This window comes from Roseobacter fucihabitans (assembly GCF_014337925.2).
In the GTDB taxonomy this organism is placed as follows: domain Bacteria; phylum Pseudomonadota; class Alphaproteobacteria; order Rhodobacterales; family Rhodobacteraceae; genus Roseobacter; species Roseobacter fucihabitans.
Genome location: NZ_CP143423.1, coordinates 2,527,973 through 2,541,820 on the forward strand (window position 1 = coordinate 2,527,973; position 13,848 = coordinate 2,541,820).

Below are 13,848 nucleotides of genomic sequence, written 5' to 3' on the forward strand. Positions count from 1 at the left end.
AATCTCGTACTTGCCCAAACCGGTAAAGCCGTTTTAAAGAGCGCCATGACACATTTTCGACTGACTCCGCTCGCCCAGGCCCTGCCCGATACTGTTCCTTTTGTCGGGCCGGAGACGCAAGAGCGGGCGCGATGCCAGCTTTTCAACGCCCGCCTTGGGGCAAATGAAAACGTCTTTGGCCCCTCGCCTGCCGCTGCGAGCGCCATGGCCGACACGCAAATGTGGAAATATGGGGACCCCGAAAGCTACGACCTGCGCGAAGCGCTGAGCGATCATTACGGCATCCTGCCCGAGATGATCGCGGTTGGTGAAGGCATCGATGGGTTGCTGGGATATATCGTCCGCCTGATGGTGGGCCCCGGAGATACGGTGGTGACCTCGGATGGGGCCTATCCGACGTTCAATTACCACGTCGCAGGGTACGGCGGGGTCATCCACAAGGTCCCCTATGCCGATGATTTCGAGGATATCGACGCGCTTTTTGCCAAAGCGGGTGAGGTAAACGCTAAACTTGTCTATCTGGCAAATCCCGACAACCCGATGGGCACCGCGCATAAAGGTGGCGACATCGAGGCCGCGATGAAAAACCTGCCCAAAGGCACGTTACTCGTGTTGGATGAAGCCTATATTGAATGCGCCCCGGGCGGCACCAGCTTGCCTTTGGCGATGGACGATCCGCGGGTGATCCGTTTGCGGACTTTCTCCAAGGCCTACGGTCTGGCCGGTGCGCGTGTGGGGTATGCGATGGGTGCTGTGGATCTGATCGCGTCCTTTAACAAGGTGCGCAATCATTTCGGGATGAACCGGGCGGCGCAGGCCGGGGCCTTGGCGGCGCTGGATGATCAAACATGGTTGCGCACGGTCCAGGCACGCATCGCGGCCTCACGCAACCGAATATGGACAATGGCCGTCAAACACGGCCTGCGACCGCTGAAATCGGCGACTAATTTCGTGACCATCGACTGCAAGCGCGATGCTGTTTTTGCCCAGAAGGTCATGCGCGAAATGATCAATGAAGGCGTCTTTATCCGCATGCCGCTGGTCGCACCGCAAAACCGATGCATCCGGATCAGCTGCGGCACCCCCGCCGATCTGGATATTCTCGCCGATGTGATGCCAATCGCGTTACGGGCGGCAGAAAAAAGCTGGCGTTAACCATTGTCACGTTATAATTTTGTCATCTGTTGGCAAATGAGACGCTGATCATGGACAATCATAAGCTTGGCCGCGCGCCGAATTACACAACCGCCTGTATCGTCATGTTTGGCGTGAATTTGACCTTGATGCTTCTGTTTCTTTTCGCGCTCTGGGGTTTGGTGGTTGCGGCTTTCGTGGCGCTTGCGGTCAATCACTGGCTCAACTGGCTTGAAGAGCGGCGCCGTCGCGAAGACGCGCGTTGGGCCACACCCACGTCCCGCTAGCGCCCTGCGATGATCTCGGCGGCGGCGCTGAGCCCGCCGCTGTCATGGGGGATGTCCAGAGCGCGCATGCCGGCCTCGATCCCACCGAGTAGCCCAAGGATCATGTGACCGTTGATATGGCCCATATGGCCCAGCCGGAAAAATCCGTGCCAGGCCGGATCCTGTGCCTCCACCATGCCCAGCCCAATGCCCAGCGTCAGCCCCAATTCACGCTCTGTCCATGCGCGCAACGCTGTCGCCTGAGGCGCTTTGAGGTGCAGAGATGTGACCGCATGGCTGCGCCAGTCCGGATCGGGCACGTTCAGGCGCAGCGGTCCGCCCTGCGCCCAGACATCGCATGCCGCCCAAACCGCGCGGGCAAGCGTCGCGTGGCGCGCCCAGACCGCCTCCATCCCCTCCGCATGGATCAAATCGAGGGCGGCGCGCAGCCCATAGACATGATGCGTCGGTGCCGTGCCGTTCCAGTATTCGGAAAACCCCTGTGGATTGGCGCGCGGTGTCCAGTCCCAATACCTGCTGACCCGCTTCATGGCCGCGCGCACCTCGGCGGCCTTGTCATTGAAGAAAACAAACCCCATGCCCGGCGGCACCATTAACCCCTTCTGGCACCCCGTCACCATTACATCCACGCCCCAGACGTCCATTTCAAAGACATCACAGCCCAGCGAGGCGATGCAATCCGCCATCAAAAGCGCCGGATGCCCGGCCCCGTCCATCGCGCTGCGCACTGCCGTCATGTCATTGCGTATGGAACTGGATGTATCGACATGCACCGCCAGCACCGCTTTGATCTCATGGGACGCATCCGCCTTGAGCCGCTCTGCGAGCCGGCCAGGGTCCACGCGTGCGGCCTTGCCGAAATCCATCACTTCGACCTCTGCACCAAGGGCGGTGGCCATGCCCGCCCAGCCGTGGCCGAAAAACCCGGTCGCCAAGACCAGCACCTTGTCACCGGGTGCCACGACATTGGCCAGCGCCGCTTCCCAGACGCCATGCCCGTTGGCGATATAGATCGCGACATGCCCGTCTGTGCGCGCCACGCGGCGCAAATCCGCAACCAGCCCCGGCATCATATCCGGCAATTCACCAGCATAGATATTGGGGGCGGCGCGGTGCATGGCATTGAGCACGGCCTCCGGCATTACCGAGGGGCCGGGAATGGCGAGGTATCCGCGACCAGCGGCGGGTGTCGGCGATTGAGCCATGCGTATTATCCTCTTGATATCGGCTGACCCTAACCGCCCCACCCCTGGGGTCAATCGGTGGTTGGCTCAAAATTCAGCTAAGGGGTGCGCATCAGCGCCGGTAGCTTTCGGCGAGGCCAACGGGGGAAGCACCGGCGAGATAGCGCAGCAAACACCACAGGTTACGGGACCCGCGCCGCACCCAGCCCTGGCTTTGGTAACGGGTCGCTGAGGTCTGTGCGACAGCCTCAATCGGAGCCAGCTTCCCCTTCAGGGCCAGCGCGATGGCCACGTCCTCCATCAACGGCTGATCCGGGTATCCCCCGACCTCGCGGTAAAGTGTCTGCGGCAGCAGCAACCCCTGATCGCCATAAGGCAGCCCACACCGACTGCGCAGGTTCGCCCAGCCCGCAACCCACCGCCCCGCCACCCCACCATGGGCAAATGCCAGACGGAACCACCCGGCCCGCCCCGTATCAAGATGTAAGACCGCAGGCCCGACCCAACCCGGTTGCAAAGCGGTATCGGCATGCAGCACCAGCAACCAGCGTCCCTGGGCTTTTGCACAGCCGCGCGCCAGTTGCCCACCGCGCGAGGGCGCCCCCAACACGACCTCCGCACCCCAGGCCTTTGCGATGGCCACGGTGGCGTCATCCGAACCACCATCCGAGACGATCAATTCGCGGATCAACCCCGCTTCGACCCCCGCCATGAGCCCCGCCAGACAAGCACCAAGATGCGCCTCAGCGTTCAATGTGGGAATGATCACCGAAATCGGTGCACGCATAGGTTATGCCCCTTCTTCTTTGCGGCGAAACTTCTATATGTCATGACAGGCCAGAAGAGGAACCCCCCATGACCAAACGTCGCATTCTATATTTATCCGGCGCGGATCTGCGCGATTTCCTGCAGGGTCTGATCACCAATGACGTGAGCCTTGTGGATCAGGGTTTGGTCTATGCCGCAATGCTGACGCCGCAGGGTAAATTCATCGCCGATTTTTTTCTCGCCGCTGCGCCGGAGGGTATTTATCTGGATGTTGCGGAGGGGCTGGCTGATGGCTTGGTTCAGCGGCTGAGCATGTATAAACTGCGCGCCGACGTCACAATCGGGGATAGCGGGCTTTATCTGCACCGCGGATTGGGAGAGCCGCCCGCGGATGGGCTCGCGGACCCGCGCCATACCGCTTTGGGCTGGCGCGCCTATCGCGAGACGCCCCAGACGGATGATACGGTGGATTGGACCGCAATCCGGGTGGCGCATATGATTCCGCAAACGGGGATCGAGCTGACGCCTGATACGTTCATTCTCGAAGTGGGATTCGAACGCCTGTCTGGCGTCGATTTCCGCAAGGGGTGTTATGTCGGACAAGAGGTCACCGCGCGCATGAAACACAAGACCGAGTTGCGCAAGGGGCTGGCCAAAGTATCCATCATCGGGCAGGCCGAAACCGGCAGCGCCATCACCAGCGATGGAAAACCCGCAGGCACCCTGCTGAGCCGATCAGAAGGGCAGGCTCTGGCCTACCTGCGGTTTGACCGCGCACAGGGCGAAATGCAGGCCGGTGAAGCCCTGGTGACACGCGACACCGCTTGAGCCCCCGAAGGGCTCAGGCGCGCTCGGAATATTCCATGGTTTCGGTGTTGACCACGATGTCTTCGTCCTGCCCGACAAAGGGCGGCACCATAACCTTGACACCATTGTCGAGAACCGCCGGTTTGAACGAATTCGCCGCCGTCTGACCTTTGACGACCGGTTCGGTTTCCACAATCTTGCAAGTGACTTTTTGGGGCAGCCGCGCGTTTAGGGCCTCATCGTCATAAAATTCGACCACGATGGTCATGCCATCTTGCAGGAACGGGCGACGCTCGCCCAGAAGTTCCGCAGGAAGCTGGACCTGCTCATAGGTCACACTGTCCATCACCACCAACATGCCCGCATCCTCATAGAGGAACTGCTGGTCTTTTTGCTCCAGCCGCACCCGCTCGACTTTATCCGCGCTGCGAAACCGCTCATTCAGTTTTGAACCGTTACGCAGGTTGCGCATCTCCACCTGAGCAAAGGCACCACCCTTGCCCGGCTTGACGTGATCCACTTTGACCGCCGCCCATAAACCATCGTTATGTTCCAGGACATTTCCGGGGCGGATTTCGTTACCGTTTATTTTAGGCATGTGATCTAACCATTGCAAAAGGTTGATGAATTCTTAATGCACCCTATATCTGGCTCAAGAGGTGGTGACAAGGTGAGGATAGGGCCAGATCGCGACGCAAGACCCATGCACCTGACGCATGGGAGCCATGCAAAAAGAGGGTATCCGAATCATCTTATCTCAGCCATAAGGGGCTTCACGCCGAAAAGACAAGAGCAAGAATAATGGAAAGGACGACGAATGAAGGATTTCGTTGACGGCACGGCCTTTAACAACGAGCAAGGCAATCGTGCACGCAAACTTTTTGCAGCTGTGGTACTGGCTGCATTGGACGACGCTATCGCTGACGACAAGAAATATGGCAACGGTCCTGAGCAGATCGCCCGCTGGGCACGCTCCAGAGACGGGCGCGAAGTCTTGAGCTGTGCAGGCATTGATCCTAACGAGCGGGTTGTGACCGGCTTGATGGATTTCGTCGGCAAGGGCGTGCGCACATCTGTTGCGCTGTCTCGTGAAGAATCCGAGCGCAGAAATGCGGCGCAACAGGCCGAAGCCGCCTAGAAGCACCCGACATTTCTGAAAAAGACGCGTCCGCTTCGGGCGCGTTTTTTTTGACATCATCGCGGGGCCGGACCGGTTATCATGACGTCGCCGCGCGGCTTTGTAGTGGTCACGAGCCCGCATCCGTTCCAATGCCCCGCCCCCAGGGACATTGCCTCTGAGCGAAACTGCGGTTGCAGGGGTGTTTGGTGCTTTTCCTGCCAGGCATCATGCGTCACTCTGCGTAAAACAGCAAAAAGGCGAGCGATGGCACGCGCGATAATGATCCAGGGCACCGGCAGTAATGTCGGTAAATCCATAATCTTAGCGGGGTTGGCCCGCGCCTACACGCGCCGCGGGCTTCGGGTGAAACCCTTCAAGCCACAGAACATGTCAAACAACGCCGCGGTGACCGCTGATGGTGGGGAGATTGGGCGCGCACAGGCGTTGCAGGCCCGTGCCGCAGGTGTCGCGCCTCATACCGATATGAACCCCGTGTTGCTGAAGCCCCAATCGGACACCGGCGCGCAGATCATCGTCCAGGGGCAGGTCTTCGGGGCGCAGGACGCGCGCGCTTTCGGAGCGGCCAAAGACAGGCTGATGCCATATGTTCTGGAGAGTTTTGCGCGGCTGGCAGGCGATTGTGATCTGATCCTGATCGAGGGCGCGGGCAGCCCGGCGGAAACCAACCTGCGCGCCCGCGACATTGCCAATATGGGTTTCGCGCAGGCCGCTGGGGTGCCGGTCGTTCTGATGGGTGACATCGACCGGGGCGGTGTGATCGCACAGGTCGTCGGCACGCAGGCGGTCCTCGACCCCGCTGACAATGCACTCATAAAAGCGTTCTCAATCAATAAGTTTCGCGGCGATGTTCGCCTTTTTGATGAAGGGCGCGATGATATCGTGATCCGCACGGGCTGGCCTTGTCTCGGCGTAATCCCGTGGTTTTCCGAAGCGCACCGCCTGCCCGCTGAGGATGTCGCTGACCTGCCTGCGCGGGCGCGCTCACAGGGCCGTGGCCTCAAGATCGTGGTCCCACGCCTGCCGCGTATTTCCAACTTCGACGATCTTGATCCGCTGGCAGGGGAACCGGATGTAGACCTCGAGATCATCTCGCCCGGCACGCCATTGCCTGTGGATGCCGACGTGATCCTACTGGTCGGGAGCAAGGCAACGCTTGCCGATCTTCAGGCCCTGCGTGCGCAAGGGTGGGACATTGATATCGCGGCCCATATCCGACGCGGCGGGCATGTGCTGGGGCTCTGCGGCGGCTATCAGATGTTGGGCAAATCAATCGCCGATCCCGATGGTCTGGAAGGCGTTCCCGGAAGTGCCAGGGGATTGGGTCATCTGGATGTTGAGACCGTCCTGCAACCGCGAAAAACACTTGTTCTGAGCAAAGGGTCCGATCGCGCCAGCGGTGCGCCCCTATCGGGGTATGAGATCCATATGGGACGGACGACCGGCCTTGATTGCCAAAATGCCTGGCTCGATCTGGAAGACGGCCCGCAAGGTGCAACATCCGGTGACGGGCTTGTCCAGGGGTGTTATCTGCATGGGTTGTTTAGTTCCGATGCATTTCGCGCGGCCTGGCTTGGGAGCTTCGCCACCCGGTCCCAGATCGGTTATGAGCGGACCGTTGAAGCCACCTTAGATGGGCTTGCGGATCACCTCGAAACCCATATGGACCTGGACGCTTTGCTCGCCTTGGCGGCTCCTTGTGCGCAACGCTGATCCGTCGGCGTTATTGCGCGTCTCGCGCAGCCAGAGCACGCTGAATTTCTTGGCGCACCATGATCCGAAGGTTGCGCGTGATCTGCTCTCCCGCTGCCCCTTCAAGCTCACGGCGCACGACCTCGGCCACAAGCTGGCGTAGCGCACCTTCATCAGGCACCTGTACCTGCAACGCCGTATCCGCCGTGACCGGTGTCCCCGTTGCATCAAGCTCGATGCTCTCCTGCCATGACATCATAGCGGACGGTGTGCCAGAATAGGCATCCCGGCTGCTGCCATCCGGCTCCCATTGATCCGACGTCTTTGCAATGGCCGTCTCAAGGGCTGTGATTTTTGCCGTCAACTCGTCGATCCCAAAATCCGCGGCTGTTTTCTTTGATCCCACGTCGCCGTCATGATCCGGCAGGCGTTTTTGCGCGCCAGTGGCCTCGCCCGGATTATCCGCTGGCGATACCGCATGCCGGGACTCTAGTCGTAAGATATCAGAGTTTTGCACGCGCAGCTGCGGCGACAGGACCAGCCGCTCTGCGCTCATTTTGGCCGGCTTCTCAGGCCCACCCGATTTATTCCCACGCAACCGCCGATCGGGCGGATCGGTATCCCCATTCGAAACCGGTTTAGACATTTGTACACGACCTCTGATCACCACTCATCAACGGCGCAAGGATAACGTTTCAACCGATTTTGCACAATGGGGCGGGATGTGCCTTAGTTTTTCTGCAATGCGCGCAACACCCTGTCCAATTGCTGCCCCTGTGCTGAGGAAGGCACAGGCGCATCCTTTACGAGGTCGTAATAGGCATTTGGATCATAGAGTTGAACGTTGAGAGACAAGTCACGCGCGGTCAGGCGGCCCGTGGATTGCAGCACCGAATAGGCCGCGATATAGAGATTGGCCTGCGCGGAAATACGCGATGTTTCCGCATCCAGCAGCTCCTGTTCCGCGTCCAGCACATCCAACGTGGTTCGCGCGCCCAGGGTCGCCTCTTCGCGCACCCCGTCAAAAGCGATGCGCGCTGCACGGATGCGCTCTTCGCTGGCCTGAAGGCTGGCTTGTTGGGCGGAAAACGCCGCATAGGCGGACCCTACATTCTGCGAAATACGGCGGCGCACATCGAGCAGATTGCCGCGCTGTGCGTCCCGCGTGGCCATCGCAGACCGAATTCCCGAAGATAACGCCCCGCCGCGATAGATCGGCCCGGTCAATTCAATACCGACCGACCCGGATTGAGAATCGTTTATGCTGTCAAGACTTTCGAAAAGATTGAGCGAGCCAACCGCCGAAACGGTCGGGCTGAGTGTCGCTTTGGATCGCATGATGTTGAGTTCTGCGACGGCGACCAAATGTTGCGCCGAGCGCAGATCCGGGTGATTTTGAACCGCAAAGCTGCGCGCGTTTTCAACGCTGCCATCCAGGGACGGCAAGGAGGGGGGCGGTGCCAATTGGCCGGGCGCACGACCGACGACGCTGCGGTATTCCTCAACGGCCTGAATGAGGTCGCCCTGTGCTGTCGCCAAACCACTACGCGAATCAGCCAGGCTCGATTCGGCCTGCGCCACATCGGTCCGCGTCACCTCACCCACCTCAAAGCGGTCTTGGGCGGCGCGCAGTTCCTGTGTCAAAAGCCGCAGGTTATTTTGGCGCAGCTCAACAAATTCCCTGAAAGCAAAGACGTTCAGATATGCCTGAACAGCGCGGATCAAAACGTTTTGTTCAATGCTGATAAGCTGTTGACGCGTTGCCAAGACGGTCTCTTTGGCCGCATCGGCCCCTAGCGCGGTGGCGCCATTGTCAAACAGCAGCAAGGACGCAGAGAGCCCGACAGATGCCGTCGTGGTTTCAAGGTTTGTTGTTGTTCGAAGGCCATTGGACAAACGCGAATCCCGGTCTTCAAAGTTGCGCGCAACGCTGGCGGTATAATTGATAATTGGACGCAACGCCGCGATGGCCGTTGCAACATCCTCATCAGCCGCACGCAGCAAAGCCCGGTTCTGCTCCAGAAGCCCGCTGCTTTCATATGCCCCGATCAATGCGTCCGCGAGGGTTTCTGCCCTAAGCGTATGTCCGCTGAAAACCGCCATCATCCCCACGGACATCGCCACGCCCCGACATAAAACTGCCAGCCTGGCTTTTTGTTTCATCACGCCCATATCAACATGCCTTTTCGACTCTCGCCCTATTGCGGGCTTTGATTATCATTAGAATTCAAACGCTTGCTCTTTGGCAAAACCATCTAGCACAGCGGCACCGGCATTGAAGGCCATCCGCCAGGAGATCTGGCCATCCCTTTTGTATCCAATACGCACCTCGCCGAGCGCGCCCTGCATGAACAGGCATGCAACCCGCCCACCCTCTTTGATTTGATCCGCAAGCGCTTGCGGCAAATGGTGCACACCGCCCTCAACTAGCACCACATCATAGGGCCCATGCTGCGCCGCACCGCCCGCCAGAGGGCCCTCGTGCAGGATGACATTGTCTATGCCCGCTTCCACCAGCGCTTCCTGCGCCTCACGGATCATGTCGCTGTCCTCTTCTACGGCCACAACAGCGGCCGCCATATGCGCAATGATCGCGGATGAATACCCAAGCGCACAACCGACATCGAGCACAAGTTCGTCATTTGAAATGTCCAGAGCGTCCAGCATTTTGGCCAGGGTGCGCGGCTCAAGCAGCACACGCCCGTTGCCCAGATCAATGTTTTCGCCCATATAGGCCGCCTCACGCCGCGCTGTGGGCACGAAGTTCTCGCGCCGCACCCGCAGCATCGCGTCAATGATCGGGAATTTTGTCACATCTGACGGTCTGACTTGCGTATCAACCATCATCATGCGGCGGGTGTCGAAGTCGGTCATATGGTTAAACTCATTCATTCGCCTCGGATTAAAATAGATGTGCCACATCTGCGGCGCTGCGGCAACGTCGATGCGTGGCATTTTGCCAACCTGTGGCAGGCGCATCACCTTTGGCGCGTGGATGCACATTCGCGGGGCCAGCCAGGCGTTCTTTGCAGGATTATTGCGCCATATTTTAAAGTTCCCGCCAATTGAGGTCATTCTTAACCGATCCGTGGGAGATGGCATTTACCTGACCATCCATAAAATCTGAACCAAATTGATTAAGGCCTGATGGACAAATCCAGCTTGTATTCGAAAGAAGTCCAAATGAATGAAGCGTGACCGATACTGCCCCCGGGACTATGGCCCAGTGGAGGTTTTTGACTGGATCGATCCCGCCATGCCCCGCCCCGCGCCACCATCCGATTTCAGAGCACCAAGCAATACGCGAAAAGATCGATGAAACTGCAAGCGCGGGGTTATGAAAACAGCGGCAATTCAAGACAGATTAAGCAAAATTGGAAACAAACTGACCAGGGATGGAAGAGAGATATGATAACTACTTGCAGGCCGTTACAGAAAACCGTAAATCGATAAACAATGGCGAGTTGGCGGAGTGGTTACGCAGCGGATTGCAAATCCGTGTACAGGAGTTCGATTCTCCTACTCGCCTCCATATATCTTGTATATTTCCCAGCATTTTAGCCAAGCCGACACAAGATATAGTCGCGCGCATTCTGTACACAATTCGTACACACCTTTTGCGCGCTATCAGATCGCATTTTATTAAAACTTTAGCTATTGTACGTTTATTTACAGTTACTTGGCTATCACAGCGCGTTATGAGCTATGGCACACCCACATTTTTCGTCCACAAAAAGCTGAAGCTGGACAAGCGGCGCGGCAGTGACAGCTGGTATGTGCGGCTCACGCTAGAGAACGGCAAACGCGTTGTCAAAAGCACAAAAACCGAAGATTTAGAGTTGGCGACAGAGCGTGCGTGGGAACTTTATCACGACACAAAGGCACGCGTTCGAAACAATCTCCCGGCGCAAACGCGCAAATTCAAGCACGTCGCAGTGCACGCGATCCGTCGCATGCAAGCTGAACTGGACGAAGGTGTCGGCAAGCAGGCGTACAAAGACTACAACTCAGCACTGCGTCGGTGGCTGATCCCCTATTTTGCGGACACAGACGTTGCCAAGATTGATTTGGCGGCGCTGAAAGCCTTTGACACGTGGCGCACCAAGCGCAACAAAAAGCCGTTCTCGCAAAGCGGTATTAACAATCATAACGCAGCGCTGAACCGTGTTTTAGATGAAGCTGAGTTGAATGGCTGGATCGTGAAGGCGATGCGCCCGACGCTGCTGAACAAAGGCACCAAGAGTGAAAGTCGCGGCAGCTTTACGGATGCGGAATACAAGCAAATCTACACGGCGCTGCGCACATGGCACAAAAAGACGCACAATCCGAAAGCGGCGGCAACACGCGAAGTGCTGCGCAACTACGTGCTGTTTCTGGCGAACACCGGCGTGCGGCACGGCACAGAAGCTCTTGGGCTGCGCTGGCGTGACATCACCTGGCACGAGAACAAGGGCGAGCGTTATCTGGTTGTGAACGTGGACGGCAAAACGCGCAAACGCGCTGCTGTAGCGCGGGACACGGTGGAGGGCTACTTGCACCGCCAAAGCGGGCTGAACCCCACCATACGCGCTGCGAGCTTTGACGTGCTGCTGTCACAGCGCAGTGCGGAATATGTGTTTGTCACGCGGCTGGGCGATGTCGCCAATATCTTCAATCTCAACCGGGCGTTCAATGCTTTGCTTGATGCGCTGGATTTCAAGACAGGTGCCGATGGCAAAACGCGCACGCTCTACAGCCTGCGTCACTACTACGCCACGCGGGATTTGAAACGCGGTGTCACAACGCACGTTCTCAGCAAACAGATGGGCAACAGCACGGCAATGGTGGATCGGTTCTACAGCAAAGTCAGCCCAATTCTAAACGCGGATATTCACAGTGGGCGTGATATGCTGAAGAAGGCAAAACCTAAGCCTAAAGTGGTGCAGCCAAGTGTTGCTGATTTTGCGTTCGATATGCTGACGTCCGGAAAGCTGGACGACGCAGAACTGCTGGCAGCTTTAGGCGTACATCGGGATGGCTATGTTGTCACCGAGGACATCGCAATCAAAGCGCTGGCGGCAAAACAGAGCGAACTGATCAACGGCGATACGTTGATGCGCATTCTGAATGGCTAGAGCGGCACTACACGTCGCCAATCACAAGAGCTTTTATTGCACGCAAAGGACGTGCGCCTGACAAAGAAATCGTCCTAACATGCGCCTAGTCCAGCCAGTGCGTTTAGCGGATTGTGGTTTTTCATACGCATCGGAAGGGTAGTATCGTATTCATTGTTCACACCTGCTCTCGCTGTTGCGTCGACAAGAAACTTGAGATTTTGCGGTTGGTTTTCAATTTTCGCCCATGGCACGACAGACATCTGCACACCGGGCTTCATCAGGTTGTCGATTATTCGTTCTGGCAAGTCCGGATAGCGTTCGCGGTATTGATGCTTGTGTTCAAGGCTGAACCATCCCCCGCCAAAGTCTGAGTAAATGGTTTCTTTTTCACCGGGCAATCCCGCATGCCATGACGTTGAAGCTGTTGTGGGCAAATCAATCACAAGAATTCCTGAACGCCTGTTTACGGAACCATCAATCATGCTTGACTTCAATTCCCAATCCACATGCTTGCGAAACCTCGTTTCTGTCCCGCAAAGCAGTATTGTGACTTCTGTATCACGCAGGTAATTGTCTCTGATTATGCGCCTTATAGTCTGTGGTGGTAGTCTTTCGTCAATGTCGCCAACCAATACGGATTTATCCTCGAATGCGCCATCCCACATCGCAAGTTGGGCTAAGTGTTCACGATAATACTGATCGTTTTTATGGTGGTAGCTTACAAATGCCTTCGTCATGACTGTGCCTCAATGAAAAATGAAATTTGAATTGATTTGAGCAGGAGCGCGGTTCCAAGCATGAAAACCGCCCAAGCCAACCAATAAGCCACTGATTTCCATTTGTTGCCGGTGTCAGGAATACCCATATCGCCAAGCTCCACAGCTGCTTTTTGGAGAACGACGGCGTTGCCTCGGATAGCACCGCCGATGCGAAACATCACAAAGGCTATTACCAATAATGAGAACCCCACAAGTGCGTAGAACCACCACTCAATATCACCAGTTGTAGTCCTTAGGACAAGAGCCGTCCCAGTCGCGACTGCGATGAGCAATTGCAGCATCTGCCATCTTAGCTTGTCGAGATGCCTGAAGGTTTCGTATCGCTGAGCGTAAATTTCAGGGGCTTTGCCTTCCAACGGACTATAACTCCAACACTGATGGAAGTGACATGGGAAGTCGGTAAAGATATTTCAAGATTTAGTGGCGGATTTTTCGAAAACAACTAAATACGCCTTCGTGCATCGGACAGTTGGCGCGGATTTCGCCGCGCCAACTATGCCATCTTACTTCGGTTTTTTGCGCTCGACGGCTGTGCTGATTGCTTCGTCAAGTTCGCCTGCCGTTGCCGCAGCTTTGAACGCCGCCAGCACGCCCGTGACATCCTTCAGAGCTTTCACCTGCACAGCGTTGCCATCACCGAGTGGCAGCACCTTGTTGCCGTAGCGGCATTGGACGTACCAGCCGCCATCTTGTTCGAAAAACCACGGACGCACCTTGCGGACGCGATCAATCAGAACGCTCTCGCCTGCTTCGTTCTTCGCCCAAACCTTGCGCGTGACTTCGTAAGTTTCGCCGCTGATTGCAGCTTGGGCAACCAGCACCTGTTCGTCCAGTGCTGCCAAGAGCTTTCGCTTGCGCTGCTCGGACGCGGGCAGCTTCGCGGCGCGGGTTGCGGTTTTGATATTCAGTTTTGCCAGTTGGGACATCGTTACCTCCATACTTGATAGCCAAAATATAGAGGTT

At 57.3% G+C, this 13,848-nt stretch carries 15 protein-coding genes and 1 tRNA gene; 7 read left to right on the forward strand and 9 right to left on the reverse strand.

The features are described from left to right. Positions 1-45: 45 nt before the first annotated feature. Together ROLI_RS12375 and ROLI_RS12380 are read left to right on the forward strand one after the other, a co-directional pair. Positions 46-1,155 (forward strand): pyridoxal phosphate-dependent aminotransferase, encoded by a 1,110-nt coding sequence (locus ROLI_RS12375; RefSeq protein ID WP_187432079.1) that lies wholly within the window; start codon positions 46-48, stop codon positions 1,153-1,155. Positions 1,156-1,205: 50 nt separating this feature from the next. Further along, positions 1,206-1,421, forward strand: coding sequence for a hypothetical protein (locus tag ROLI_RS12380; protein ID WP_187432080.1), 216 nt, complete (start codon positions 1,206-1,208; stop codon positions 1,419-1,421). On the opposite strand, the gene ROLI_RS12385 is transcribed toward ROLI_RS12380, so the two are convergent. Both ROLI_RS12385 and ROLI_RS12390 read right to left on the reverse strand, forming a co-directional pair. After that, entirely contained in the window at positions 1,418-2,626 is a 1,209-nt protein-coding gene (locus tag ROLI_RS12385; protein WP_187432081.1) for an alanine--glyoxylate aminotransferase family protein, read from the reverse strand. The two genes, ROLI_RS12380 and ROLI_RS12385, sit on opposite strands and share 4 nt — an antisense overlap. Positions 2,627-2,717: 91 nt before the next feature. Continuing rightward, positions 2,718-3,392: a TIGR04283 family arsenosugar biosynthesis glycosyltransferase gene (locus ROLI_RS12390; RefSeq protein WP_338469159.1), complete on the reverse strand. Its 675-nt coding sequence runs from the start codon at positions 3,390-3,392 to the stop codon at positions 2,718-2,720. A gap of 68 nt (positions 3,393-3,460) precedes the next feature. On the opposite strand from ROLI_RS12390, the gene ROLI_RS12395 reads away from it, so the two are divergent. Then, the gene (locus ROLI_RS12395; RefSeq protein WP_187431767.1) at positions 3,461-4,201 is read left to right on the forward strand and encodes a folate-binding protein YgfZ; all 741 of its coding nucleotides are present in this window, start codon (positions 3,461-3,463) and stop codon (positions 4,199-4,201) included. 13 nt (positions 4,202-4,214) lie between these two features. Here the strand turns inward: ROLI_RS12395 and efp are convergent, their stop codons facing one another. Then, a complete protein-coding gene (gene efp / locus ROLI_RS12400) occupies positions 4,215-4,778 on the reverse strand; it encodes an elongation factor P (RefSeq protein ID WP_187431766.1) in 564 nt (187 codons plus the stop codon). A 219-nt stretch (positions 4,779-4,997) separates the two neighbouring features. Between efp and ROLI_RS12405 the strand changes: the two genes are divergently transcribed. Beyond that, positions 4,998-5,318: a DUF6280 family protein gene (locus ROLI_RS12405; protein WP_008228933.1), complete on the forward strand. Its 321-nt coding sequence runs from the start codon at positions 4,998-5,000 to the stop codon at positions 5,316-5,318. Between the two features lie 246 nt (positions 5,319-5,564). Next, positions 5,565-7,031, forward strand: coding sequence for a cobyric acid synthase (locus ROLI_RS12410; protein WP_187431765.1), 1,467 nt, complete (start codon positions 5,565-5,567; stop codon positions 7,029-7,031). A gap of 10 nt (positions 7,032-7,041) precedes the next feature. Here ROLI_RS12410 and ROLI_RS12415 read toward each other — a convergent pair whose 3' ends face one another. From ROLI_RS12415 to ROLI_RS12425, 3 genes are all read right to left on the reverse strand, one after another. Then, a complete protein-coding gene (locus ROLI_RS12415) occupies positions 7,042-7,656 on the reverse strand; it encodes a hypothetical protein (protein WP_187431764.1) in 615 nt (204 codons plus the stop codon). Between the two features lie 83 nt (positions 7,657-7,739). Then, the gene (locus ROLI_RS12420; protein ID WP_187431763.1) at positions 7,740-9,182 is read right to left on the reverse strand and encodes a TolC family outer membrane protein; all 1,443 of its coding nucleotides are present in this window, start codon (positions 9,180-9,182) and stop codon (positions 7,740-7,742) included. Between the two features lie 48 nt (positions 9,183-9,230). Then, the gene (locus ROLI_RS12425; RefSeq protein ID WP_187431762.1) at positions 9,231-9,884 is read right to left on the reverse strand and encodes a protein-L-isoaspartate O-methyltransferase; all 654 of its coding nucleotides are present in this window, start codon (positions 9,882-9,884) and stop codon (positions 9,231-9,233) included. A 584-nt stretch (positions 9,885-10,468) separates the two neighbouring features. Between ROLI_RS12425 and ROLI_RS12430 the strand changes: the two genes are divergently transcribed. After that, a tRNA-Cys gene (locus ROLI_RS12430) sits at positions 10,469-10,542 on the forward strand. Positions 10,543-10,708: 166 nt separating this feature from the next. Then, positions 10,709-12,124 (forward strand): tyrosine-type recombinase/integrase, encoded by a 1,416-nt coding sequence (locus tag ROLI_RS12435; RefSeq protein WP_338469160.1) that lies wholly within the window; start codon positions 10,709-10,711, stop codon positions 12,122-12,124. A gap of 74 nt (positions 12,125-12,198) precedes the next feature. Here the strand turns inward: ROLI_RS12435 and ROLI_RS12440 are convergent, their stop codons facing one another. The 3 genes from ROLI_RS12440 to ROLI_RS12450 all read right to left on the reverse strand — a co-directional run bounded on the left by ROLI_RS12440 (position 12,199) and on the right by ROLI_RS12450 (position 13,811). After that, complete coding sequence (locus ROLI_RS12440) at positions 12,199-12,843, reverse strand: TIR domain-containing protein (RefSeq protein WP_187431760.1); 645 nt, start codon at positions 12,841-12,843, stop codon at positions 12,199-12,201. Beyond that, entirely contained in the window at positions 12,840-13,241 is a 402-nt protein-coding gene (locus tag ROLI_RS12445) for a hypothetical protein (RefSeq protein ID WP_187431759.1), read from the reverse strand. Before ROLI_RS12445 ends, ROLI_RS12440 begins: the two co-directional genes overlap by 4 nt. Before the next feature lie 147 nt (positions 13,242-13,388). Beyond that, on the reverse strand, positions 13,389-13,811 hold the full coding sequence (locus ROLI_RS12450; protein WP_222869672.1) for a hypothetical protein: 423 nt from the start codon (positions 13,809-13,811) through the stop codon (positions 13,389-13,391). Positions 13,812-13,848 lie beyond the last annotated feature (37 nt).

Bases quoted from the DNA above. Each gene is read 5' to 3' on its own strand.
- ROLI_RS12375 (WP_187432079.1), top strand. From the start codon at position 46: ATGACACATTTTCGACTGACTCCGCTCGCCCAGGCCCTGCCCGATACT.
- ROLI_RS12380 (WP_187432080.1), top strand. From the start codon at position 1,206: ATGGACAATCATAAGCTTGGCCGCGCGCCGAATTACACAACCGCCTGT.
- ROLI_RS12385 (WP_187432081.1), bottom strand. From the start codon at position 2,626: ATGGCTCAATCGCCGACACCCGCCGCTGGTCGCGGATACCTCGCCATT.
- ROLI_RS12390 (WP_338469159.1), bottom strand. From the start codon at position 3,392: ATGCGTGCACCGATTTCGGTGATCATTCCCACATTGAACGCTGAGGCG.
- ROLI_RS12395 (WP_187431767.1), top strand. From the start codon at position 3,461: ATGACCAAACGTCGCATTCTATATTTATCCGGCGCGGATCTGCGCGAT.
- efp (WP_187431766.1), bottom strand. From the start codon at position 4,778: ATGCCTAAAATAAACGGTAACGAAATCCGCCCCGGAAATGTCCTGGAA.
- ROLI_RS12405 (WP_008228933.1), top strand. From the start codon at position 4,998: ATGAAGGATTTCGTTGACGGCACGGCCTTTAACAACGAGCAAGGCAAT.
- ROLI_RS12410 (WP_187431765.1), top strand. From the start codon at position 5,565: ATGGCACGCGCGATAATGATCCAGGGCACCGGCAGTAATGTCGGTAAA.
- ROLI_RS12415 (WP_187431764.1), bottom strand. From the start codon at position 7,656: ATGTCTAAACCGGTTTCGAATGGGGATACCGATCCGCCCGATCGGCGG.
- ROLI_RS12420 (WP_187431763.1), bottom strand. From the start codon at position 9,182: ATGGGCGTGATGAAACAAAAAGCCAGGCTGGCAGTTTTATGTCGGGGC.
- ROLI_RS12425 (WP_187431762.1), bottom strand. From the start codon at position 9,884: ATGACCGACTTCGACACCCGCCGCATGATGATGGTTGATACGCAAGTC.
- ROLI_RS12435 (WP_338469160.1), top strand. From the start codon at position 10,709: ATGAGCTATGGCACACCCACATTTTTCGTCCACAAAAAGCTGAAGCTG.
- ROLI_RS12440 (WP_187431760.1), bottom strand. From the start codon at position 12,843: ATGACGAAGGCATTTGTAAGCTACCACCATAAAAACGATCAGTATTAT.
- ROLI_RS12450 (WP_222869672.1), bottom strand. From the start codon at position 13,811: ATGTCCCAACTGGCAAAACTGAATATCAAAACCGCAACCCGCGCCGCG.